We start from the raw sequence: 21,760 nt of genomic DNA, 5'->3' as shown, positions 1-21,760 counted from the left end.
ACTGCCTTGCTCAATTTCTAAAAATTGACGCATTTCCTGTGGGAGCGGGCTTGCCCGCGAAGGGCTGCGCAGCAGCCCCAAAGCACTATCAGCGCTGGAACACTTCAGCCAGCAGATTGTGCATCGAGCGGAACGCCCGCTCCGAGGTCTTGCGGTCATACTGCATTTTGCCCGGCACATTGGCATTCGGGTCAGTGAACGAATGCACCGCGCCACCGTAGCTAAGCAACTGCCAATCGACCTTGGCCGCGTTCATCTCTTCCTCGAACGCCGGCAGTTGCGCCTTCGGCACCAGCGGGTCGGATGCACCGTGCAATACCAGCACCGAGCCTTTGATACGCTTGGCATCCTCGGGGTTTGGGGTATCCAGCGTGCCATGGAACGACACCGCCGCCTTCAGGTCGGCACCCGTGCGCGCCAGCTCCAAGGCACAACAACCGCCAAAGCAGAAGCCGAACGTGGCCACTTTGCCAGGCTCCAGCAATGCCTTCGACTGCGCCAGCAACTGCGACAGCGCCTCATTCATGCGCTTGCGCAACTCTGCCCGGTCGTTCTTCAACGGCATCATCGCCGCCCCTGCCTCATCGGCATTGGACGGCCGCACTGACTGCCCATAAAGGTCGGCAATCAGTACCACGTAGCCCTTTTCGGCCACTTCCCTGGCAATGCGCTCGGCACCTTCGCCAATACCCATCCAGTTCGGCGCCATCACCAGGCCCGGCTTCGGCAGCGCGCCCGGCTCATGGACCAGGCGGCTCTCATAGGTCTTGCCAGCCAGGTGATAAACCAACGATTCGACGATTACCTTGCTCATCAAGCACTCCTTAGGCACCCATCATGAAAAAAGCCCGCCGAAGCGGGCTTTCCTTTGCATCAACTCAAGCAGATAGCTCGACCAGCAGCTTGTTCAGGCGACGAACGTAGGCCGCCGGATCCTTCAAGCTATCACCGGCCGCCAGGGCCGCCTGATCGAACAGGATGTGCGACAACTCGGCGAAGCGGTCTTCGCTCTGCTCGTTGTCCAGCTTCTCGATCAGCGGGTGGGTCGGGTTGAATTCGAAGATCGGCTTGGAATCCGGCACCTTCTGCCCGCTGGCTTCAAGAATCTGACGCATCTGCAGGCCCAGGTCCTGTTCGCCGATGGCGAGGATCGCCGGCGAGTCGGTCAGGCGATGCGAAACGCGAACCTCGGCAACGCTGTCACCCAACGCGCCTTTGAGGCGCTCGACCAGGCCTTCTTTGTCCTTGGCGACTTCTTCCTGGGCTTTCTTGTCTTCCTCGGAGTCCAGCTTGCCCAGGTCCAGGTCGCCACGGGCAACGTCGACAAAGCTCTTGCCGTCGAACTCGTTGAGGTAGCTCATCAGCCACTCGTCGATACGGTCGGTCAGCAGCAGGACCTCGATGCCTTTCTTGCGGAAGACTTCCAGGTGCGGGCTGTTCTTGACCTGCGCATAGGTCTCACCGGTGAGGAAGTAGATCTTGTCCTGGCCTTCCTTGGCGCGCGCCAGGTAATCGGCCAGGGCGACGCTCTGCTCACCGCTGTCGTCATGGGTGGAGGCGAAGCGCAAGAGGCCCGCGATCTTCTCCTTGTTGGCGAAGTCTTCGGCCGGGCCTTCCTTCAGCACCTGGCCGAAGTTCTTCCAGAAGCCCTTGTACTGCTCAGGCTCGTTCTTCGCCAGCTTCTCCAGCATGTCCAGCACACGCTTGGTGAGCGCGGTCTTCATCGAATCGATGATCGGGTCTTTCTGCAGGATCTCGCGAGACACGTTCAGCGACAGGTCGTTGGAATCGACCACGCCTTTGATGAAGCGCAGGTACAACGGCAGGAACGACTCGGCCTGGTCCATGATGAACACGCGCTGCACATACAGTTTCAGGCCACGCGGTGCTTCACGCTGGTACAGGTCGAATGGCGCGCGGGCCGGGACATACAGCAGCGAGTTGTACTCAAGCTTGCCTTCGACCTTGTTGTGGCTCCAGGCCAGCGGGTTTTCAAAGTCATGGCCAATATGCTTGTAGAACTCCTGGTATTCCTCGTCCTTGATCTCGGTACGCGGACGGGTCCACAGGGCGCTGGCGCGGTTGACGGTTTCCCATTCCTCGGCTGGCGGCTCTTCGCCTTCAGCAGCCGCCTGCTCTTTGGGCAACTGGATCGGCAAGGCGATGTGGTCGGAGTATTTCTTGACCAGGTTGCGCAGGCGCCAACCATCGGCGAACTCCTGCTCGTCCTTCTTCAGGTGCAGGACGATGCGGGTGCCGCGCTCTGGCTTGTCGACGGTGGCGACTTCAAACTCGCCCTCGCCTTTCGAGGACCAATGCACACCTTCAGCCGCTGGCTGGCCTGCGCGACGGCTGTAAACGTCGACCTTGTCGGCAACAATGAAGGCCGAATAGAAGCCCACACCGAACTGACCAATCAGGTGCGAGTCCTTCTTCTGGTCACCGGTGAGGTTCTTCATGAAGTCGGCGGTGCCGGACTTGGCGATGGTACCCAGGTGGGTGATGACGTCTTCGCGGCTCATGCCAATGCCGTTGTCGTCGAGCGTGATCGTGCCGGCGTCCTTGTCGAAGCTCAGCCGAATGCGCAGATCCGCACCGCCCTCAAGCAGCTCCGGCTTGGCCAGGGCCTCGAAGCGCAGCTTGTCAGCAGCGTCGGAGGCATTGGAAACCAGCTCACGCAGGAAGATTTCCTTGTTTGAATACAGCGAATGAATCATGAGGTGCAGCAGCTGCTTCACCTCGGTCTGGAAGCCCAGGGTTTCCTTTTGTGTTTCCACACTCATGGTCTTCAAAACTCCGATCTGATGGCAGTGGGCGCCCGGCAGCCGATTCGGCCTGCGTTAACGGCGGATGTCATGCAGATGGGGGCTGCCCAGACGATTTCAAGGGCTTTTCCGGTTCGACCTTGAAATGCGCCCGGGCGGTGGCGATCGGTGACTGCCGATCACCCTGCCAGGCGGTGATGGCGACATTGGTGACCCGCCGCCCCTGGCGCCACAGCTGGCACTGGGCGTAGGTATCGCGAAAATGCCCGGCGCGCAGGTAGTCGATGGAAAAGTCGATGACCTTCGGGATGCTGGCGCTCTCGCTATAGATCAGCAGGTACAAGGCCGCAGACAGCTCCATGAAACCCGCAATTACCCCACCGTGAATCGCTGGCAGCAAAGGGTTACCAATGTTGTCCGGGCTGGCGGGCAGGCGAAACAGCAGATCCTCACCCTGGCGTTCGCATTCGATGCCGATCAGGCCGGCGTAGGGGATCAATGCCAGCAGCGGCCGATAGTCGCCGAGCGCATGGGCCGCGTTCAGCTGCTGACGCACCTCGTGCGGGATCATGCGCCACCCTCCTTGAGGCTGTTGCCAAAGCGAATGCCGCCCTTGATCTGCGGCCCCAGGCGCATGAATGTACCCACCACCTGGCAGATCGGCTGGCTGGGATCGTCCTGGTAGGCCGTGCCGCGGGTGAAGATCACATCGCGCGTGACCCGATAGCACTGGGCATGGCCGTGGATGTCCTTACCGGCCTCGGCCGTGTGCATGTAGTCGATGCGCAGGTCCAGGGTCGGGCACACCTCGAACTGTGGCAGCGCACACAAAGTGGCCATGCCACAAGTGGTGTCCATCAACGTGGTCAGCGCACCGCCATGTACCGCACCGGTCTGCGGGTTGCCCACGATTGCAGGCGACCATGGCAGGATCAACGTCATGCCGTCGGCATCGGCATGCGCCACGCGCATCTGCAACAACTGACAATGCTTCAAGGCCGAAAGAAAACGCTCGGCCATGGCCATCAAGGTTGAATCACTCATCGGCAAGTTCCAGGGCCGCTGACGCAACGGCATAAAAACGTTAAAAAGTCTATATAGAACGGGGTGTTATATATCTGTAACCTGCGCGGAACTTATTCCGCGTAGTTGCACTCGAAGGAACAAGTCACTTATTCCACCAAGGAGAAACACACCCATGCGTAAACCTTTTGCTTTTGCTCTGATGCTGGCTGCTACCCTGGGCCTGGCCGCTTGCGATAAAGCGAGCGAAGACAAAGCCCAGGACGCACAGCAACACGCCGAGCAAGCCCAGGAAAAAATGGGCGAAGCTCAGGATAAGATGAACGAAGCCGCCAAGGAAAACGCCGAAGCCGCCAAAGCTCAGGCCGAAGCGCAGCAGAAGGCCGCCGAAGAAGCCGCTCCGGCAACTCCGGCTCCGGAAGCCGCCCCGGCCACTCCAGCGCCAGAAGCTGCACCTGCTACTCCGGCCGAACCTGCCAAGCAGTAATCGGTCTGTACAAAAAAACCCGACATTGTCGGGTTTTTTTGTACCTGCGGTTTAAAGATTAAACGTTTCAGGTGCCAGAAACGGAACTGTCTTTCGGGTTATCCACCGGCGCACTTTCCGTGGGTGTGAACACCATCACATCCAGCACATCAGAATGGAACTCCCGGCGGTAGAGAATCAGCACTACGCCGACACTCATGGCCATGAACAACCACGGGCTAATAAACCAGCTCAACAGGGCCATACCGAAATAATACGAACGCAGCCCAAAGTTGAACTGGTTGGCCGCAAGCGACAGCACCCGCGCTGCGCGCGAGGCGAATGCCTTGCGCTCCAGTTCATTGACCAGCCGCTCACCAATCATCGGCGCGGACCCCACCAGCACCGACGCGAAGTTGTACTGGCGCATGCACCAACTGAAGGTGAAAAAGGCATACACGAAGACTGTCGCCAGGCACAGCAACTTGATTTCGGACATACCCTGGGACGTCTGTTGCACCAGTGGTAGGTCGGCCAGCAGCGACAAGGCCCGGTCCGAGGCGCCGAGCACGGTAAGAATGCCGGCCAGGATAATCAGGGTACTGGACGCGAAAAACGAGGCGTTACGCTCCAGGTTGCCGATCACGCTGGCATCGGCGATGCGGTTGTCGCGCAACAGCATCCGCCGCATCCAGTCTTCGCGGTACAAGTGCAGCACGCTGGCCAGGCAAGCGGTGTCGCGGCCCTTCCAGATGGCATAGCGGGTGTAGCCGCCCCAGCAGGCTGCGAACCAGCAGATTGCCAGCAGGTTGTTGAGATTGCTTTGAATGAAGTTCATGCAGGGTTCCCGAAGGCCAGGTGCACAAAGAATAGAGACCGGATTTCGACGTCTGCAATCGGCAAAAGGCACACCACCCCCACGATTTGTGCCGCGTCGCGAACCTGCTCGCCAAACAGGCAACAAAAAACCCCGTATCCATTGGAATACGGGGTTTCAGGTGTAAACCTCTGGCGGGCACCCTACGGCTTGTGGCCGGTGCAGCCCTCGGGCCTCAACCTATCAAGCCAGCGCCTCGCGCGGCTTGCCCAACATGCGGTCGTACACCACGGCAGCGCCAAGGGTTACCACCGAAGGCACCAGCCAGGCCAGGCCCTGATCACTCAACGGCAAGTGCGCCAGGAAGTCCGGCAACACGTTGGCAATGCTGCTGCCCTTGATCGCATCGACCATACCGAACACCAGCGACACCAGCATGACCGGCGCGAGAATGCGCGTTGGCGAGTTCCACAGATCCTTCACGAAGCTCAAGCCCACCACCACGATGCAGGGTGGATAGATCGCCGTAAGCACCGGGATCGAGAACATGATCAGCTTGGTCAGGCCCAGGTTGGAGATCACCAGCGAGAACCCAGCCAGGATCACCACCAGTGCACGATACGACAGCGGCAGAACCTGGCTGAAGTACTCGGCGCACGCGCAGGTCAGGCCTACCGCAGTCACCAGGCAGGCCAGCGCGATCAGCACGGCCAGGAAGCCACTGCCCAGCGAACCGAAGGTGTGCTGCACATAGGCATGCAGTACCGCCGCACCGTTGGTGGCGTCAGCCGCGATATCGTGGCTGCCGGCACCCAGACGGAACAGGCTGATGTACACCAGCGCCAGGCCCACACCGGCGATAAGGCCGGCGATGATGGCGTAGCGGGTGATCAGCTTAGGCGATTCGACACCCCGCGAGCGGATGGCATTGACGATGACGATACCGAAGACCAGCGCACCCAGGGTGTCCATGGTCAGGTAGCCATCGGAAAAGCCCTTGGAAAACGCAGCAGCCGCATAGGCAGGTTGCGCTTCACCAATGGTGCCGGCAGGCAGCGCGAACGCGGCGATACCGAGCACGGCCAGGGCGATGATCTTCAGCGGCGCGAGGAAGCGCCCCACGGTATCGAGCAGCTTGCCCGGATACATGGACACCGCCAGCACCACGATGAAGTACACCAGGCTGTAGATGAACAGTGCCAGCGGGCTTTCACCGGTCAACGGCGCCACACCCACTTCGAACGACACGGTCGCGGTACGCGGCGTGGCGAACAGCGGGCCGACCGACAGGTAGCACACGGCCGCCAGCAGGCCACCGAAGAACTTGCCGATTGGGCTGCTCAAGGCATCCATGCCACCACCGACCTTGGCCAGTGCGACCACGGTGATGACCGGCAGGCCCACCGCAGTCACCAGGAAGCCTAGGGCAGCCATCCACACGTGCGGGCCAGACTGCAGACCGACGATAGGCGGGAAGATGATATTGCCGGCGCCCACGAAAAGCGCAAACGTCATAAAGCCAAGTGCCAGGATATCCTGGCCTTTTAAAACTTTCATTTGAGGTAGTACCACACTGCTGAAATCGGGATTCGAGAGGGGATTTCCCTATGGATGAGGGAAATGCTGCCCGGCTTGGTGAGCCAGACCCGTTTAGCGTGTCGTTCCCTTTTGGGGGACGGGCACAGAGTGAACGCGTAGATTAACTGTTTTGACAGTTAAACGCACTGGCACAGTGCTGCTTGTCCGATGTGCGTATGTGTTTGTCGTCTGTGTGACCGGGGACGGGGTAATTATCGCAGGGGTATGGAAAGTGTCTGTGTGAAAAGCCCTATCATAGCTATCGAACATTCTTTGTTGCCTGTACTGGCCTCTTCGCGGGGCAAGCCCGCTCCCACCGGGAAAGACGCTGAACCTGTGGGAGCGGGCTTGCCCCGCGAAGAGGCCAGCACAGCAGAAACACAATCCCAACAACGACAAAGGCCACCCGAAGGTGGCCTTTGTGCGCGTGGGGGGGTAAAGCGTATTACTTCTTGGCTTCCCAGCCAGTCAGCTCGGCCAGGGCCTTGCCGATGTCAGCCAGCGAACGCACGGTTTTCACACCCGCGTCCTGCAGCGCAGCGAACTTCTCGTCCGCAGTGCCTTTGCCGCCAGAGATGATGGCGCCGGCGTGGCCCATGCGCTTGCCCGCAGGTGCAGTCACACCGGCGATGTAGGAAACGACAGGCTTGGTAACGTGGGCCTTGATGTAGGCCGCGGCTTCTTCTTCAGCCGAACCGCCGATCTCACCGATCATGACGATCGCTTCGGTCTTCGGGTCTTCCTGGAACAGCTTCAGGATATCGATGAAGTTGGAGCCTGGGATCGGGTCACCGCCGATGCCGACGCAGGTCGACTGGCCGAAGCCGGCGTCGGTGGTCTGCTTGACCGCTTCATAGGTCAGGGTGCCGGAACGCGACACGATACCGACCTTGCCTGGCAAGTGGATGTGACCTGGCATGATGCCGATCTTGCACTCGCCCGGGGTGATGACGCCTGGGCAGTTAGGGCCGATCAGGGTAACGCCCAGCTCGTCGCACTTGACCTTGGCATCCAGCATGTCCAGGGTAGGAATGCCTTCGGTGATGCAGACGATCAGCTTGATGCCGCCGAAGGCCGCTTCCAGGATCGAGTCTTTGCAGAACGGAGCCGGAACGTAGATGACCGAAGCGTCAGCGCCGGTCACTTCCACAGCTTCCTTGACGGTGTTGAACACCGGCAGGCCCAGGTGGGTGGTGCCACCCTTGCCTGGGGTGACGCCGCCGACCATCTTGGTGCCGTAGGCGATGGCTTGTTCGGAGTGGAAAGTACCCTGCGAGCCGGTGAAGCCCTGGCAGATAACTTTGGTGTCTTTATTGATCAGGACGCTCATTACTTGCCCTCCGCAGCTTTGACAACTTGTTGAGCAGCGTCGGTCAGGCTGGTTGCCGCAATGATGTTCAAACCGCTTTCTGCCAGTACTTTAGCGCCCAGTTCGGCGTTGTTGCCTTCGAGGCGAACAACAACTGGAACTTTAACGCCGACTTCTTTCACTGCACCGATGATGCCTTCGGCAATCATGTCGCAGCGAACGATGCCGCCGAAGATGTTGACCAGAACGGCCGCGACATTGCTGTCGGACAGAATGATCTTGAAGGCTTCGGTAACGCGCTCTTTGGTAGCACCACCACCTACGTCGAGGAAGTTGGCTGGCTTGCCGCCGTGCAGGTTGACGATGTCCATGGTACCCATGGCCAGGCCGGCACCGTTGACCATGCAGCCGATGTTGCCTTCCAGGGCCACGTAGTTCAGCTCGAAGCTGGCAGCGTGGGCTTCACGAGGATCGTCCTGGGACGGGTCGTGGAAGGTTTTCAGCTTAGGCTGACGGTACATGGCGTTTGCGTCGATGTTGATCTTCGCATCCAGGCAGTGCAGGTCGCCGTCGGCCTTGATGACCAGCGGGTTGACTTCCAGCAGGGCCAGGTCGTGTTCTTTGAACAGCTTGGCCAGGCCTACGAAAATCTTGGCGAACTGAGCAACTTGCTTGCCTTCCAGACCCAGCTGGAATGCCAGTTCACGACCCTGGAACGGCTGAGCGCCGACCAGCGGATCGATAGTAGCCTTGATGATCTTCTCAGGAGTTTCGTGAGCAACTTTCTCGATGTCCACGCCACCTTCGGTGGAGGCCATGAACACGATGCGGCGGCTCGAGCGATCGACTACAGCGCCCAGGTACAGCTCTTTGGCGATGTCAGTGCAGGATTCGACCAGGATCTTTGTCACTGGCTGACCGTTGGCGTCGGTCTGGTAGGTTACCAGACGCTTGCCCAACCATTGCGCAGCGAACGCCTTGGCGTCTTCCTTGCTGCGAACCAGCTTGACGCCGCCCGCTTTACCGCGACCACCTGCGTGAACCTGGGCTTTTACAACCCACTCGGAACCGCCGATCTTGTCGCAAGCTTCTGCTGCAGCTTCAGGGGTGTCGACTGCGAAACCCTTGGAAACTGGCAGGCCGTATTCAGCGAACAGCTGCTTACCCTGATACTCGTGAAGATTCATGCTTTTTACCGTCTTCGTTAGGTACTGCGCTTCGGCGCTGCGCCATTGCTGGCGCCGCACCACCTGTGACCGTTAACCCCGGGTTTTCCCGTGTAGTTCGATCCGGCGAACTTTCCGCGGTGAGTCATGCACGCAAGACTCACGACGGGCAGCCCGCCGTGGTTTCTTATAATTAACGCTTCTTACGGTTGGCCACGTGAATGGCGCCGCCATTCACTGCCAGCGCTGCTTCATGCAACGCTTCGGACAGGGTTGGATGGCTGAAGACCATCATGCCCAGGTCCTCGGCACTGGTGCCGAATTCCATTGCGATTGCGCCCTGCTGTACCAGCTCGGCAGCCGATGGGCCAATCACGTGCACACCCAGTACGCGGTCGGTCTTGGCATCGGCGATGACCTTGACGAAACCACCGGTGTCGTTGGCCGCCATCGCACGGCCGCTGGCCGCGAACGGGAAGGTGCCTACGTTAACCTCAACACCCTCTGCCTTCAAGGCTTGTTCGGTCTTGCCGACCCACGCGATTTCCGGGTGGGTGTAGATAACCGAAGGGATCAGGTCGTAGTTCATCTGGGCTTTGTGGCCCTTGATGCGCTCGACAACCATGATGCCCTCTTCCGAGGCCTTGTGGGCCAGCATCATGCCGCGTACCACGTCACCGATGGCGAACACGCCCGGAACGCTGGTAGCGCAGTGATCGTCGACGAAAATGTAGCCACGTTCGTCGATGGTCACGCCGCTGTCGGAGGCCAGCAGGTCAGTGGTTACCGGACGACGGCCGACCGCGACGATCAGCTTGTCGAAGGTGATCTTCTGTTCGCCTTCGGCGTTGGTGTAGGTGACTTCGACTTCGTTGCCGTTGACTTTCGAGCCGGTGACGCGAGCGCCCAGCTTGATGTCCAGGCCTTGCTTGGTTAGGGTCTTCTGGGCTTCTTTCGAGACAGCGGCGTCGGCAGCCATCAGGAAGGTGTCCAGGGCTTCCAGGACGGTGACTTCAGCACCCAGGCGAGCCCATACCGAACCCAGCTCCAGGCCGATCACGCCAGCACCGATCACACCCAGACGCTTAGGAACCGCTTGGAATTCCAGGGCGCCGGTGGAGTCGACGATGACGTTCTGGTCGACCGGAGCCGGCGGAATGTCGATCGGACGCGAGCCGGAGGCCAGAATCACGTTGTCGGCTTCGATGATTTCGGTGGTGCCGTCAGCCTTGGTGACTTCGACTTTCTTGCCAGCCAGCAGTTTGCCGTGGCCCTGGATCGAAGTAACGCCGTTGGCCTTGAACAGGGTGGCAACGCCACCGGTCAGGTTCTTGACGATGCCGGCCTTGCGGCCAACCATCGCGGCGACGTCCATCTTCACTTCGCCAGTGGAGATACCGTGGACGTTGAAGCTCTCTTTGGCTTCCTTGTACTTCCAGGAGCTGTCCAGCAGCGCCTTGGATGGGATGCAACCTACGTTCAGGCAGGTGCCGCCCAGGGCCAGTTTGCCCTCGGCGTCGGTGTATTTCTCGATACAGGCAGTCTTCAGACCAAGTTGGGCAGCCTTGATGGCAGCCACATAGCCGCCAGGACCTGCACCAATCACCACTACGTCGAATTTCTGGGTCATAAAAGATTCCTTATCAGCTACAAGCTACAAGCCGCGAACCGCGCGGCCCCGCCTCTTTCGAGGCCAGGCGCCGAACGGTACGCAGCCAGAGGGTTAGATGTCCAGCAGCAGGCGAGACGGATCTTCCAGCAGGTTCTTGATGGTGACCAGGAAGGTTACCGCTTCCTTGCCGTCGATCAGGCGGTGATCGTACGACAGCGCCAGGTACATCATCGGGCGGATGACCACTTGGCCGTTGATGGCCATCGGACGCTGGATGATGTTGTGCATGCCGAGAATGGCAGCCTGCGGCGGGTTGACGATCGGGGTCGACATCATCGAACCGAAGGTACCACCGTTGGTGATGGTGAAGGTGCCGCCGGTCATTTCTTCGATCGACAGTTTGCCGTCACGGGCCTTCTTGCCGAAGGTAGCGATGCCGTTCTCGATTTCAGCCAGGCTCATCGACTCGGCGTTACGCAGTACCGGAACCACCAGGCCACGGTCGCTGGAGACAGCAACACCGACGTCAGCGAAGCCGTGGTAGACGATGTCGTTGCCGTCGATCGAGGCGTTGACAGCCGGGAAACGCTTCAGCGCTTCGGTGGCGGCCTTGACGAAGAACGACATGAAGCCCAGGCGTACGCCGTTGTGGGTCTTCTCGAACAGGTCCTTGTACTTCGAACGCAGGGCCATGACTTCGGTCATGTCGACTTCGTTGAAGGTGGTCAGCATCGCCATGTTGGACTGGGCTTCGACCAGGCGCTCAGCGATCTTGGCACGCAGACGGGTCATCGGCACGCGCTTCTCGGTGCGATCGCCAGCGGCGGTCACAACCGGGGCAGCGGCAGCGGCAGGCTTGGCAGCCGGTGCAGCAGCAGGTGCGGACTTCTTGTTGGCAACTGCAGCCACCACGTCTTCCTTGGTGACGCGACCGCCTTTGCCAGTGCCGGCAACGGTAGCCAGGTCGATACCGTTCTCTTCAGCCAGCTTGCGTGCGGCTGGAGCAGCAACCGGGTCGTCTTCGCCAGCGTCGGCAGCAGCGGCAGCCGGGGCAGCAGCGGCCGGAGCAGCAGCAGGTGCAGCGGCAGCGCCACCTTCAACGATCGAACCCAGTACTTCGTCGGACAGGACGGTGTCGCCCTCGCCTTTGACGATGTCGCCCATCACGCCATCGGCGGTGGCCAAGACTTCCAGGACGACTTTGTCGGTCTCGATGTCGACGATCAGCTCGTCACGCTTGACGGCTTCGCCCGGCTTCTTGTGCCAGGTGGCAACGGTGCCGTCGGCAACCGATTCCGGGAAGGTTGGGGCTTTGATCTCGATAGCCATTATCAGTGTTTCCTTAAATTCGGTTTCAAGTGCGCGAAGGCGTTAAACAGTGAAGGCGTCTTGCAGCAGTTTTTCCTGCTGTTCGGCGTGCTTCGAAGCGTAACCACAGGCTGGCGCGGCAGACGCGTCGCGGCCGGCGTATTCCAGGACCAGCGCCTTGTTGTGGCGGCCCAGGATACGGCGCATGTGGTGCTGGCTGCTGTACCAGGCGCCCTGGTTCATGGGCTCTTCCTGACACCAGACGGCATGCTTGAGGTTGGTGTACGGCGCCAGGATTTCGACCAGGTCGTCTTCCGGGAACGGGTACAGCTGCTCAATACGCACGATGGCGATGTCTTCACGGCCTTCGGCACGGCGTTTTTCCAGCAGGTCGTAGTAGACCTTGCCGCTGCACAGCACCAGGCGTTCAACCTTGGCCGGATCCAGGGTGTCGATTTCCGGGATCACGGTCTGGAACGAGCCTTCTGCCAGGTCTTCCAGGGTCGAGATGGCCAGCTTGTGGCGCAGCAGCGACTTAGGCGTCAGGACGATCAGCGGCTTGCGCAGCGGACGGATGACCTGGCGACGCAGCAGGTGGTAGATCTGTGCCGGGGTGGTCGGTACGCAGACCTGGATGTTGTGCTCGGCGCACAGCTGCAGGTAACGCTCCAGACGCGCGGAGGAGTGCTCCGGGCCCTGCCCTTCGTAGCCGTGTGGCAGCAGCATGGTCAGACCGCACAGACGGCCCCACTTGTGCTCGCCGCTGGTGATGAACTGGTCGATCACCACTTGCGCACCGTTGGCGAAGTCGCCGAACTGAGCTTCCCAGATCACCAGCGCGTTCGGCGTGGTGGTCGAGTAGCCGTATTCGAAGGCCAGTACGGCTTCTTCCGACAGGAAGGAGTCGTACAGGTCGAAGCGCGGCTGGCCTGGGAACAGGTTCTGCAGCGGTACGTAGGTGCTGGCGTCCTTCTGGTTGTGCAACACCGCGTGACGGTGCGAGAAGGTGCCACGGCCGATGTCCTGGCCGGTCATGCGGATCGGGTGACCCTCGAACTGCAGGGTGGCGTAGGCCATGGTCTCTGCATAACCCCAGTTGATCGGCAAGCCACCGGCCTGCATCTTCTGGCGATCTTCGTAGATCTTCGAAACCTGGCGCTGAACGACGAAGCCTTCTGGCAGCTCCAGCAGCTTGGCCGACAGGTCCTGCAGGGTCTTGAGGTCGAAACGGGTGTCGTGACGCGCGGTCCAGGCGTGGCCCAGGTACGGACGCCAGTCGACGAACAGCTCGCGGTTCGGCTCCTTGACCAGGCTCTTGACCACGTGCAGGCCGTTGTCCAGGGCGTTGCGGTACTCGTCGATCTTGGCCTGAGCGCGCTCGGCGTCGATGCGACCGGCCTGGATCAGTGCCTCGGCATACAGCTCACGGGTGGTGCGCTGCTTGCTGATCTGCTGATACATCAGCGGCTGGGTACCGTTCGGCTCGTCGGCCTCGTTGTGGCCGCGACGACGGTAGCAGACCAGGTCGACGACCACGTCACGCTTGAACTGCATGCGGTAATCGATGGCCAGCTGGGTCACGAACAGCACGGCTTCCGGGTCATCACCGTTGACGTGCAGGATCGGCGCCTGAATCATCTTGGCGACGTCGGTGGCGTACTCGGTGGAACGCGCGTCCAGCGGGTTGCTGATGGTGAAACCAACCTGGTTGTTGATCACGATGTGCACGGTACCGCCGGTCTTGAAACCGCGGGTCTGCGACATCTGGAAGGTTTCCAGCACCACGCCTTGGCCGGCAAATGCAGCGTCACCGTGGATCGAGATCGGCAGCACCTTGTCGCCGACGGTGTCGTTGCGACGGTCCTGACGGGCGCGCACCGAACCTTCAACCACTGGCGAGACGATTTCCAGGTGGGACGGGTTGAACGCCATGGCCAGGTGAACTTCGCCACCGGTGGTCATCACGTTCGAGGAGAAGCCCTGGTGATACTTCACGTCACCGGAGCCCAGCTCGTTCATCTTCTTGCCTTCGAACTCGTCGAACAGCTCGCGCGGGTTCTTGCCGAAGGTGTTGACCAGCACGTTCAGACGGCCGCGGTGGGCCATGCCGATCACGACTTCTTTAGTGCCGTAGGAGCCGGAGCGCTGGATCATTTCGTCCAGCATCGGGATCAGGCTTTCGCCGCCCTCCAGGCCGAAACGCTTGGTGCCTGGGTACTTGGTGCCCAGGTACTTCTCAAGGCCCTCACCGGCTGTGACGCGCTCAAGCAGGTGAGCCTGCACGTCTGCGGAAAACTCCGGACGGCCGCGCACGCTTTCGAGGCGCTGCTGGAACCAGCTGCGCTGCTCGGAATCGACGATGTGAGTGAACTCGGCGCCAATGGTGCGACAATATGTCTTCTGGAGCGCCTCGAAGATCTCGCGTAGGCTCGCTTCCTCTTTGCCGATGAACAGGTCGCCGGCACGGAAGGTCGTATCAAGATCGGCATTGGTCAAGCCGTAGTGATTGATCGACAGGTCTACGGGCGCTGGGCGCTGCCACAACCCCAACGGGTCGAGCTTGGCAGCCTGATGGCCGCGCATACGATAGGCCTGGATCAGTCGCAGAACTTCAACCTGCTTCTTCTCGTGTTCACTGCTCACGCTCCCGGCGGATACCGGTTGGGCGCGGCGCTGGTTCTTTGCCAGCAGTACGAAATGGTCGCGGATTGTCGAGTGCGATACATCAGTAGCGGTGCTGCCGTCGGCTGGCAACTTCTGGAAGTAAGTGCGCCACTCTTCTGGCACAGCGTTAGGGTCGTGCAGGTAGAGCTCGTAGAGCTCTTCCACATATGCAGCGTTACCACCTGAAAGGTGGGCGCTTTCCCACATGCGCTGCATCACGCTTTCTTGCATGCTTGGTCACCCTCGGTTAGGGGACTGATCGGCGAGAGCCACAGCAAACCTGGAAAAGTCCGAACACAGCGACTGAACCACGCCACTTGGATCTTGCTGATTTTCCGGGTACCAGCCCGGAAAGCCCCTGCTGGTCTCATATCTTCATAGGTATCGAGCGCGGGCTTTGTGGGCCCTTGCTCAGGTTTACCTCAGTGCGGGCTCACCACCCGCACCTCGGCTTACTGCAGTTACAACGCTTTGGATCAGGTGCCGCTTTGCAGCAGCATGTTACGTACGTGACCGATTGCCTTGGTCGGGTTCAGACCCTTCGGGCAAACGTTGACGCAGTTCATGATCCCGCGGCAGCGGAATACGCTGAACGGGTCATCCAGGGACGCCAGACGCTCCTGGGTCTTGGTGTCACGGCTGTCGGCCAGGAAGCGATAGGCCTGCAGCAGGGCCGCTGGGCCCAGGAACTTGTCTGGGTTCCACCAGAACGATGGGCAGGAGGTCGAGCAGCAAGCGCACAGGATGCACTCGTACAGACCGTCCAGCTTGTCACGCTCTTCTGGCGACTGCAGACGCTCGATGGCCGGGGCCGGCGTGTCGTTCTGCAGGAACGGCTTCACCTTCTCGTACTGCTTGTAGAAGATGCTCATGTCGACGACCAGGTCACGAATGACCGGCAGGCCCGGCAGCGGGCGCAGTACCAGCTTGTTGCCCTTGACCACGCCCGACAGCGGGGTGATGCAGGCCAGGCCGTTCTTGCCGTTCATGTTCATGCCATCGGAACCGCACACGCCTTCACGGCAGGAGCGACGGTACGAGAAGCCCTCGTCCTTTTCCTTGATCAGCGCCAGCACGTCCAGAACCATCAGGTCCTTGCCGCCGGTATCGACGTCGAACGACTCCATCTTGGGCGCCGAGTCGGTGTCGGGGTTGTAACGATAAACTTCGACTTTCAACATAGCAGCCACCCTTAGTAAGTCCGGATTTTTGGCTCGAAGGCCGGTACGGTCTTCGGCGCAAAGTTGACGCCACGCTTGGCAACGCGCTTCTCACCCGGGTAGTACAGGGTGTGGCACAGCCAGTTCTCGTCGTCACGGTCTTCGAAGTCTTCACGGGCGTGAGCGCCGCGCGACTCTTTACGGGCTTCGGCCGCAATGGCGGTAGCTTCGGCAACTTCCAGCAGGTTCTGCAGCTCCAGCGCTTCGATACGCGCGGTGTTGAAGGCCTGGGACTTGTCGTTGATCTTCACGTTGGCGATGCGGTCACGCAGGCCAGCCAGCTGCTCGATACCCTTCTGCATGTATTCGCCAGTACGGAATACACCGAAGTAGTTCTGCATGCAGCTTTGCAGCTCGCGCTTCAGGCTTGCCACGTCTTCGCCAGTGGTGCGCTCGTTGAGCTTGTTCAGGCGGTTCAGGGCAACGTCGACATCGGTGTCGCTGGCATCGCGGTACTCGACGCCTTCGGTCAGCGCCTTTTCCAGGTGCAGGCCGGCAGCACGGCCGAACACCACCAGGTCGAGCAGCGAGTTACCGCCCAGGCGGTTGGCGCCGTGGACCGATACGCACGCCACTTCACCTACGGCGAACAGGCCTGGGATGATGTGGTCCTTGCCTTCGGCGTCCATGGTGATGGCCTGGCCATGAATGTTGGTGGCAACACCACCCATCATGTAGTGGCAGGTTGGCACGACCGGCACCGGCGCGACCACTGGGTCGACGTGGGCGAAGGTCTTGGACAGCTCGCAGATACCTGGCAGGCGGCTGTGCAGCACTTCCTCGCCCAGGTGGTCCAGCTTCAGCAGTACGTGGTCCTTGTTCGGGCCCACGCCATTGCCGGCGATGATCTCTTTGACCATGGAGCGGGCAACCACGTCGCGGCCGGCCAGGTCTTTCGCGTTCGGCGCGTAACGCTCCATGAAGCGCTCGCCGTGGGCGTTGATCAGGTAGCCACCTTCACCGCGGCAACCCTCGGTGACCAGTACACCGGCGCCGGCAATGCCAGTTGGGTGGAACTGCCACATTTCGATGTCCTGCACCGGTACACCGGCACGCAGGGCCATGCCGACACCGTCACCGGTGTTGATCAGGGCGTTGGTGGTCGAGGCGTAGATACGGCCCGCACCGCCAGTGGCCAGAACGGTGGCCTTGGACTTGATGTACAGGGTTTCGCCGGTTTCGATGCAGATTGCGATCACACCAACGAAAGCGCCGTCCTGGTTCTTCACCAGGTCAACGGCGTAGTACTCGTTGAGGAAGGTGGTGCCGGCTTTCAGGTTGCCCTGGTACAGGGTGTGCAGCAGCGCGTGACCGGTACGGTCGGAGGCGGCGCAGGTACGGGCAGCCTGGCCACCCTTGCCGAAGTCCTTGGACTGGCCACCGAACGGACGCTGGTAGATACGGCCGGTTTCGGTACGCGAGAACGGCAGGCCCATGTGGTCCAGCTCGAAGACCGCAGCCGGGCCTTCCTGACACATGTATTCGATAGCGTCCTGGTCACCGATGTAGTCGGAACCTTTGACGGTATCGTACATGTGCCAGCGCCAGTCATCGTTCGGGTCGGCCGAAGCGATGGCGCAGGTGATGCCGCCCTGGGCGGATACAGTGTGCGAACGGGTCGGGAAGACCTTGGTGACTACGGCAGTCTTGTGACCACCTTGAGCCAGCTGCAGCGCTGCGCGCATGCCGGCACCGCCGCCACCAATAATGATGGCGTCGAAGGAAATAGTTGGAATGCTAGCCATGGATCAGATACCCCAGAGAATCTGCACACCCCAGACGAAGTAAGCGAACATCGCAACGCCGCATACCGCCTGGAACAGGAAACGAATCGCAGTTGCCGACTTGCCGAACGCCATCGGCGTCAGGTAGTCGGTGGCAATGGTCCACATGCCGACCCAGGCGTGAGCGCCCAGGGCAACGAGGGCCAGCAGACTGAAGATCCGCATCGCGTTGTTGGAGAACAGACCGTGCCACTGGGCATAGTCGATACCTGGGTGGGCTACCACGTAACCGATCAGGAAGAGGAAGTAAGCCGCGAGAACGACCGCAGAGACGCGCTGTGCCATCCAGTCATAGAGGCCCGAACGCGACAGGTTCGTGACATTGGTTACCATACCCAAACTCCCACCAGAACGATCACCACCACGGAGATGACAATCACGATTTTCGAGCCCAGTTTGCCGCCTTCCAGCGTCTCACCGATGCCCATGTCCATGATCAGGTGGCGAACACCTGCCACCAGGTGATACAGCAGGGCGGACAGCAGGGCCCAGGTCACCAGTTTGGCCAGCGGACTGGTCAGACACGCCTTCACCTCACCGAAGCCTTCCTCGGAACCCAGGGACTTGCCCAATGCATAAAGCATGATGGCCAGGCCGAGGAACAGGATGACGCCGGAGATACGGTGCAGAATGGACGTGTACGCGGTGATCGGGAGCTTGATGGTCCTTAGGTCTAGGTTTACAGGTCGTTGGCTTTTCACGGCTTTTTTCACACTGAAGAGCCCCTAGCGAACAGGGCAAAGTTGTTGGTAAGTGTACTGGTCAGGTACCCACCACCCAGGGAACGGCGACCCCCAGCAGTTCGGGCTTGCAAGCCCCTGGCGGTCGGGTGCCGAGTATAGACAGTTAGGCTGCTTATGACAACGTGATGGGGTAGCCCAAATAGCGCATTGCCTTTAGCCCGCAAAAGGCGTAAATGGGCGAGAATTTCGAGAAAAATCAGGCCTCAGAGCCCGTTTCAACCAGCCTTTAGGCAAATTGACATCTGAATTTATCCCTCTATAGTGGTGCGGGCCCTGCGTGGGGGGTCTGTCTGATGATTTCAAGCATTAATAGGAGGCCACATGGCTGACAAAAAAGCGCAGTTGGTCATCGAGGGCGCTGCCCCCGTCGAGCTGCCCATTTTAACCGGCACCGTTGGTCCTGATGTAATCGACGTCCGCGGGTTGGGGGCCACAGGTCACTTCACCTTCGACCCTGGTTTCATGGCGACCGCCTCGTGCGAGTCGAAGATCACCTACATCGACGGCGACAAGGGTATTCTGCTGCACCGCGGCTACCCGATCGAACAGCTCGCCGAGCAATCGGACTACCTCGAAACCTGCTACCTGCTGCTCAACGGCGAACTGCCGAATGCCGAGCAGAAGGCCCAGTTCGTCAGCACCGTGAAAAACCACACCATGGTTCACGAGCAGCTGAAGTCCTTCTTCAACGGCTTCCGCCGCGACGCTCACCCAATGGCGGTGATGTGCGGTGTGGTCGGCGCCCTGTCGGCGTTCTATCACGACTCCCTGGACATCAATAACCCGCAACACCGCGAAATTTCCGCGGTGCGCCTGGTCGCCAAGATGCCGACCCTGGCCGCGATGGTTTACAAGTACTCCATGGGCCAGCCGATGATGTACCCGCGCAACGACCTGTCGTACGCGGAAAACTTCCTGCACATGATGTTCAACACCCCGTGCGAGATCAAACCGATCAGCCCGGTGCTGGCCAAGGCAATGGACCGGATCTTCATCCTCCACGCCGACCACGAGCAGAACGCCTCCACCTCTACCGTGCGCCTGGCGGGCTCCTCGGGTGCCAACCCGTTCGCTTGTATCGCCGCCGGTATCGCCGCACTGTGGGGCCCTGCCCACGGTGGTGCGAACGAAGCCGTACTGACCATGCTCGATGAAATCGGCGATGTCTCGAACATCGACACCTTCATCGCCAAGGCCAAGGACAAAAACGATCCGTTCAAGCTCATGGGCTTCGGTCACCGCGTTTACAAAAACCGCGACCCGCGCGCCACCGTGATGAAGCAGACCTGCGACGAAGTCCTGCGCGAGCTGGGCATCAAGAACGACCCGCAGCTGGAACTGGCCATGCGCCTGGAAGAGATCGCCCTGACCGATCCGTACTTCATCGAGCGCTCGCTGTACCCGAACGTCGACTTCTACTCGGGGATCATCCTCAAGGCGATCGGCATTCCGACCAGCATGTTCACCGTAATCTTCGCCCTGGCACGTACCGTGGGCTGGATCTCGCACTGGAAAGAAATGCTCTCCAGCCCGTACAAGATTGGCCGCCCGCGCCAGCTGTACACCGGCGAGCAGAAGCGCGACATCGTCTCGCTGAAGGACCGCAAGTAAGCTCATCGAGCCGAACGCAAAAAGGCTGCCCTCGGGCAGCCTTTTTTATTGCCTTTTTCCTGTACCGGCCTCTTCGCGGGCAAACCCGCCCCCACAGAGGTACCGAAGATCGTGAGGCACTTGTGGGAGCGTGCTTGCCCGCGAAGAGGCCAGAACAAGCAGCACGAAACCTCAGTTTTTCTCAGCCCGCTCACGCAAGGCTTTCAGGGTATTGAACGGCGCATCGACCACGAACTTGTTGGCCACCATCGCCGGCACACTGCCACCCGGCTCGGTGTGCACCTGATAGGTCACTTCTGTAGTGTCGCCCTTGGGCACCAACTTCCAGAAGCCCTCGACTTTCGCCACCCGCACAAACCCCTTCTCGTCCGGGATATAGGCCGGCTCTTCCTTCAGGTTGCGCGTCAGACTGCCATCCGCGTCCTTTACCGTGGTGACACGCAGCACCGAATCGCGCGGCGTCACTGGCCATGGCGTGTTGAACTGGGTGTAGGTCCAGCTCTGGTCGCCTTCACGCTTGAGCAGTTTCTGCAATTTGCACTCGTGGACCCAGGCACAAGCCCCGACCACATCCTCTTGCAGCGCCTGGACCTTGGCCAGTGGCGCCTTGATCACAGTGACACCGCGGTAAGCCTTGTACTTGGAGCCCGCTACCTCACTGAGGGAAACCTTGATCCCATCCTCGTCCTTGGCCACCTGCCAGTTCTCGGCCCAGGCCGCGGGCGCCAGCAACACCCCCATGCCACACAGCAGTGCAATACGCTTGAACGATCTCATCATCTTTATCCTTGTTGTCGAAGATCCAGCCTGTCACGCCGCCGTCATCTGCTCCCACCAGCCGAGAATCCTGATTGCCTCATCGCGATCACTGCCGCACACCTCGACATCCGCCTTGAAACCGCCGCACACCGCCGGGCGCTCGGGCTTGCCGAACAGGTCGCAGAGGTTGTCGACAGTCAGGTGCAGGCAGCGCTCACCCGCCGGCTTGCCATGAGGCATGCGCGGCATTGCAGAGCTGATGGACGGGGCGATGCAGCAAGCACCGCAACCCTCACGGCAATTCATGGCTATTCACCAAAATCAGGTCCCCCTGGAGCAAAACGGGACGAACGTCCCCGGATAGTAACCGCTCAAACGTGCGTTTGAAATTACTGGCCCGATGAAATCTGCCGTGACCCGGCAGTCAGTTCATTGGCTACTGACGGTACTCGAATTCGATCGCCGCCCCTTCCACATCGTGGCGGCTCTCGTTGCGCAATTGCAGCTGCATTTCGTTGCTGATCAATCGGCCGTTGAGCTGGAACGGGCTTTCATTAGTTGGCGGCTTTTCGGTGAACATGGCGGGCAGCAAAGGTTTGCGCCGCGTGGTCGAATTGCCCACATTAGGCTCAAGGTCATTGACCATTTCGACAGGCAGGCTCAGGTCCAGCTTAGGTTTGGGCAACGGCTTGGCTACCGCCTTACTGACCTGTTTGCTGGCCGGCTTGCGCACAGGCTTTGCCTTGGCCTTGCTGGCAGCCTGCTTGGTCACAGGCTTGGCTGCGGCCTTCTGCACAGGCTTGGTTTGGGGAGCACGCGCCTCTGCAGCAAGCTGTGCAGCCTGGGCCACATTGCTGAAGTGGCAGAGCGGTGCGAGGCAAAAGCTCAGGGCGATACAGCGCAACAGTTTCATGGACATCGACAGTCAGGCTGGG

Annotated in this window: 20 protein-coding genes; 2 read left to right on the top strand and 18 right to left on the bottom strand. The window is 60.3% G+C overall.

From position 1 onward, the window contains the following. Window positions 1–88: 88 nt before the first annotated feature. The 4 genes from OGV19_RS04600 to OGV19_RS04585 form a co-directional block, all read right to left on the bottom strand. Complete coding sequence (locus tag OGV19_RS04600; protein ID WP_264312329.1) at window positions 89–814, bottom strand: dienelactone hydrolase family protein; 726 nt, start codon at window positions 812–814, stop codon at window positions 89–91. 64 nt (window positions 815–878) lie between these two features. After that, window positions 879–2,783, bottom strand: a complete 1,905-nt coding sequence (htpG, locus tag OGV19_RS04595) for a molecular chaperone HtpG (protein ID WP_264312328.1) — start codon at window positions 2,781–2,783, stop codon at window positions 879–881. 70 nt (window positions 2,784–2,853) lie between these two features. Then, window positions 2,854–3,336, bottom strand: a complete 483-nt coding sequence (locus OGV19_RS04590; protein ID WP_264312327.1) for a PaaI family thioesterase — start codon at window positions 3,334–3,336, stop codon at window positions 2,854–2,856. Continuing rightward, on the bottom strand, window positions 3,333–3,809 hold the full coding sequence (locus tag OGV19_RS04585; RefSeq protein WP_264312326.1) for a PaaI family thioesterase: 477 nt from the start codon (window positions 3,807–3,809) through the stop codon (window positions 3,333–3,335). The genes OGV19_RS04590 and OGV19_RS04585 overlap by 4 nt, the downstream gene beginning before the upstream one ends. 154 nt (window positions 3,810–3,963) lie before the next feature. On the opposite strand from OGV19_RS04585, the gene OGV19_RS04580 reads away from it, so the two are divergent. Continuing rightward, on the top strand, window positions 3,964–4,275 hold the full coding sequence (locus OGV19_RS04580) for a hypothetical protein (protein ID WP_264312325.1): 312 nt from the start codon (window positions 3,964–3,966) through the stop codon (window positions 4,273–4,275). Between the two features lie 67 nt (window positions 4,276–4,342). On the opposite strand, the gene OGV19_RS04575 is transcribed toward OGV19_RS04580, so the two are convergent. From OGV19_RS04575 to sdhC, 11 genes are all read right to left on the bottom strand, one after another. Beyond that, a complete protein-coding gene (locus tag OGV19_RS04575; RefSeq protein WP_264312324.1) occupies window positions 4,343–5,092 on the bottom strand; it encodes a DUF599 domain-containing protein in 750 nt (249 codons plus the stop codon). Between the two features lie 222 nt (window positions 5,093–5,314). Continuing rightward, window positions 5,315–6,628 (bottom strand): branched-chain amino acid transport system II carrier protein, encoded by a 1,314-nt coding sequence (gene brnQ / locus OGV19_RS04570; protein ID WP_264312323.1) that lies wholly within the window; start codon window positions 6,626–6,628, stop codon window positions 5,315–5,317. A 466-nt stretch (window positions 6,629–7,094) separates the two neighbouring features. After that, a complete protein-coding gene (sucD, locus tag OGV19_RS04565; protein WP_264312322.1) occupies window positions 7,095–7,979 on the bottom strand; it encodes a succinate--CoA ligase subunit alpha in 885 nt (294 codons plus the stop codon). Beyond that, entirely contained in the window at window positions 7,979–9,145 is a 1,167-nt protein-coding gene (gene sucC / locus OGV19_RS04560) for an ADP-forming succinate--CoA ligase subunit beta (protein ID WP_008091914.1), read from the bottom strand. The genes sucD and sucC overlap by 1 nt, the downstream gene beginning before the upstream one ends. Before the next feature lie 172 nt (window positions 9,146–9,317). Beyond that, window positions 9,318–10,754 carry a dihydrolipoyl dehydrogenase gene (gene lpdA, locus OGV19_RS04555; RefSeq protein WP_264312321.1) on the bottom strand — a complete coding sequence of 479 codons (1,437 nt, stop codon included), beginning with the start codon at window positions 10,752–10,754 and terminating at the stop codon, window positions 9,318–9,320. Between the two features lie 93 nt (window positions 10,755–10,847). After that, window positions 10,848–12,065, bottom strand: a complete 1,218-nt coding sequence (odhB, locus tag OGV19_RS04550) for a 2-oxoglutarate dehydrogenase complex dihydrolipoyllysine-residue succinyltransferase (RefSeq protein ID WP_264312320.1) — start codon at window positions 12,063–12,065, stop codon at window positions 10,848–10,850. A gap of 42 nt (window positions 12,066–12,107) precedes the next feature. Next, complete coding sequence (locus OGV19_RS04545) at window positions 12,108–14,939, bottom strand: 2-oxoglutarate dehydrogenase E1 component (protein WP_264312319.1); 2,832 nt, start codon at window positions 14,937–14,939, stop codon at window positions 12,108–12,110. Window positions 14,940–15,184: 245 nt separating this feature from the next. Continuing rightward, entirely contained in the window at window positions 15,185–15,889 is a 705-nt protein-coding gene (locus OGV19_RS04540) for a succinate dehydrogenase iron-sulfur subunit (RefSeq protein ID WP_008091906.1), read from the bottom strand. Between the two features lie 11 nt (window positions 15,890–15,900). Next, window positions 15,901–17,673, bottom strand: coding sequence for a succinate dehydrogenase flavoprotein subunit (gene sdhA / locus OGV19_RS04535; RefSeq protein WP_027592875.1), 1,773 nt, complete (start codon window positions 17,671–17,673; stop codon window positions 15,901–15,903). Between the two features lie 3 nt (window positions 17,674–17,676). Then, a complete protein-coding gene (gene sdhD, locus OGV19_RS04530; RefSeq protein ID WP_027592876.1) occupies window positions 17,677–18,045 on the bottom strand; it encodes a succinate dehydrogenase, hydrophobic membrane anchor protein in 369 nt (122 codons plus the stop codon). Further along, window positions 18,039–18,425, bottom strand: a complete 387-nt coding sequence (gene sdhC / locus OGV19_RS04525) for a succinate dehydrogenase, cytochrome b556 subunit (protein ID WP_077068487.1) — start codon at window positions 18,423–18,425, stop codon at window positions 18,039–18,041. The genes sdhD and sdhC overlap by 7 nt, the downstream gene beginning before the upstream one ends. A gap of 351 nt (window positions 18,426–18,776) precedes the next feature. Here sdhC and gltA point away from each other — a divergent pair, with 351 nt between their 5' ends. Continuing rightward, the gene (gltA, locus tag OGV19_RS04520; protein WP_264312318.1) at window positions 18,777–20,066 is read left to right on the top strand and encodes a citrate synthase; all 1,290 of its coding nucleotides are present in this window, start codon (window positions 18,777–18,779) and stop codon (window positions 20,064–20,066) included. Window positions 20,067–20,237: 171 nt separating this feature from the next. Here the strand turns inward: gltA and OGV19_RS04515 are convergent, their stop codons facing one another. The 3 genes from OGV19_RS04515 to OGV19_RS04505 all read right to left on the bottom strand — a co-directional run bounded on the left by OGV19_RS04515 (window position 20,238) and on the right by OGV19_RS04505 (window position 21,738). Continuing rightward, window positions 20,238–20,843 carry an START domain-containing protein gene (locus tag OGV19_RS04515; protein WP_264313886.1) on the bottom strand — a complete coding sequence of 202 codons (606 nt, stop codon included), beginning with the start codon at window positions 20,841–20,843 and terminating at the stop codon, window positions 20,238–20,240. Between the two features lie 33 nt (window positions 20,844–20,876). Continuing rightward, window positions 20,877–21,131, bottom strand: coding sequence for a YkgJ family cysteine cluster protein (locus tag OGV19_RS04510; protein WP_033699278.1), 255 nt, complete (start codon window positions 21,129–21,131; stop codon window positions 20,877–20,879). A 130-nt stretch (window positions 21,132–21,261) separates the two neighbouring features. Then, entirely contained in the window at window positions 21,262–21,738 is a 477-nt protein-coding gene (locus tag OGV19_RS04505; protein WP_264313885.1) for a hypothetical protein, read from the bottom strand. Between the last annotated feature and the right edge of the window lie 22 nt (window positions 21,739–21,760).

This window comes from Pseudomonas putida (assembly GCF_025905425.1).
GTDB classification, from domain to species: Bacteria; Pseudomonadota; Gammaproteobacteria; order Pseudomonadales; family Pseudomonadaceae; genus Aquipseudomonas; species Aquipseudomonas putida_AF.
Note: the sequence above shows the minus strand (reverse complement) of the source record. Positions and strands in the feature narration are given on the sequence as shown.

What these genes read in the sequence shown, in the direction of transcription:
- OGV19_RS04515 (WP_264313886.1), bottom strand. Translation starts at nt 20,843, where the DNA reads ATGAGATCGTTCAAGCGTATTGCACTGCTGTGTGGCATGGGGGTGTTG.
- OGV19_RS04585 (WP_264312326.1), bottom strand. Translation starts at nt 3,809, where the DNA reads ATGAGTGATTCAACCTTGATGGCCATGGCCGAGCGTTTTCTTTCGGCC.
- htpG (WP_264312328.1), bottom strand. Translation starts at nt 2,783, where the DNA reads ATGAGTGTGGAAACACAAAAGGAAACCCTGGGCTTCCAGACCGAGGTG.
- OGV19_RS04590 (WP_264312327.1), bottom strand. Translation starts at nt 3,336, where the DNA reads ATGATCCCGCACGAGGTGCGTCAGCAGCTGAACGCGGCCCATGCGCTC.
- OGV19_RS04600 (WP_264312329.1), bottom strand. Translation starts at nt 814, where the DNA reads ATGAGCAAGGTAATCGTCGAATCGTTGGTTTATCACCTGGCTGGCAAG.
- gltA (WP_264312318.1), top strand. Translation starts at nt 18,777, where the DNA reads ATGGCTGACAAAAAAGCGCAGTTGGTCATCGAGGGCGCTGCCCCCGTC.
- sucD (WP_264312322.1), bottom strand. Translation starts at nt 7,979, where the DNA reads ATGAGCGTCCTGATCAATAAAGACACCAAAGTTATCTGCCAGGGCTTC.
- OGV19_RS04580 (WP_264312325.1), top strand. Translation starts at nt 3,964, where the DNA reads ATGCGTAAACCTTTTGCTTTTGCTCTGATGCTGGCTGCTACCCTGGGC.
- sdhA (WP_027592875.1), bottom strand. Translation starts at nt 17,673, where the DNA reads ATGGCTAGCATTCCAACTATTTCCTTCGACGCCATCATTATTGGTGGC.
- OGV19_RS04545 (WP_264312319.1), bottom strand. Translation starts at nt 14,939, where the DNA reads ATGCAAGAAAGCGTGATGCAGCGCATGTGGGAAAGCGCCCACCTTTCA.
- OGV19_RS04510 (WP_033699278.1), bottom strand. Translation starts at nt 21,131, where the DNA reads ATGAATTGCCGTGAGGGTTGCGGTGCTTGCTGCATCGCCCCGTCCATC.
- OGV19_RS04505 (WP_264313885.1), bottom strand. Translation starts at nt 21,738, where the DNA reads ATGAAACTGTTGCGCTGTATCGCCCTGAGCTTTTGCCTCGCACCGCTC.
- OGV19_RS04540 (WP_008091906.1), bottom strand. Translation starts at nt 15,889, where the DNA reads ATGTTGAAAGTCGAAGTTTATCGTTACAACCCCGACACCGACTCGGCG.
- brnQ (WP_264312323.1), bottom strand. Translation starts at nt 6,628, where the DNA reads ATGAAAGTTTTAAAAGGCCAGGATATCCTGGCACTTGGCTTTATGACG.
- sucC (WP_008091914.1), bottom strand. Translation starts at nt 9,145, where the DNA reads ATGAATCTTCACGAGTATCAGGGTAAGCAGCTGTTCGCTGAATACGGC.
- OGV19_RS04575 (WP_264312324.1), bottom strand. Translation starts at nt 5,092, where the DNA reads ATGAACTTCATTCAAAGCAATCTCAACAACCTGCTGGCAATCTGCTGG.
- lpdA (WP_264312321.1), bottom strand. Translation starts at nt 10,754, where the DNA reads ATGACCCAGAAATTCGACGTAGTGGTGATTGGTGCAGGTCCTGGCGGC.
- odhB (WP_264312320.1), bottom strand. Translation starts at nt 12,065, where the DNA reads ATGGCTATCGAGATCAAAGCCCCAACCTTCCCGGAATCGGTTGCCGAC.
- sdhD (WP_027592876.1), bottom strand. Translation starts at nt 18,045, where the DNA reads ATGGTAACCAATGTCACGAACCTGTCGCGTTCGGGCCTCTATGACTGG.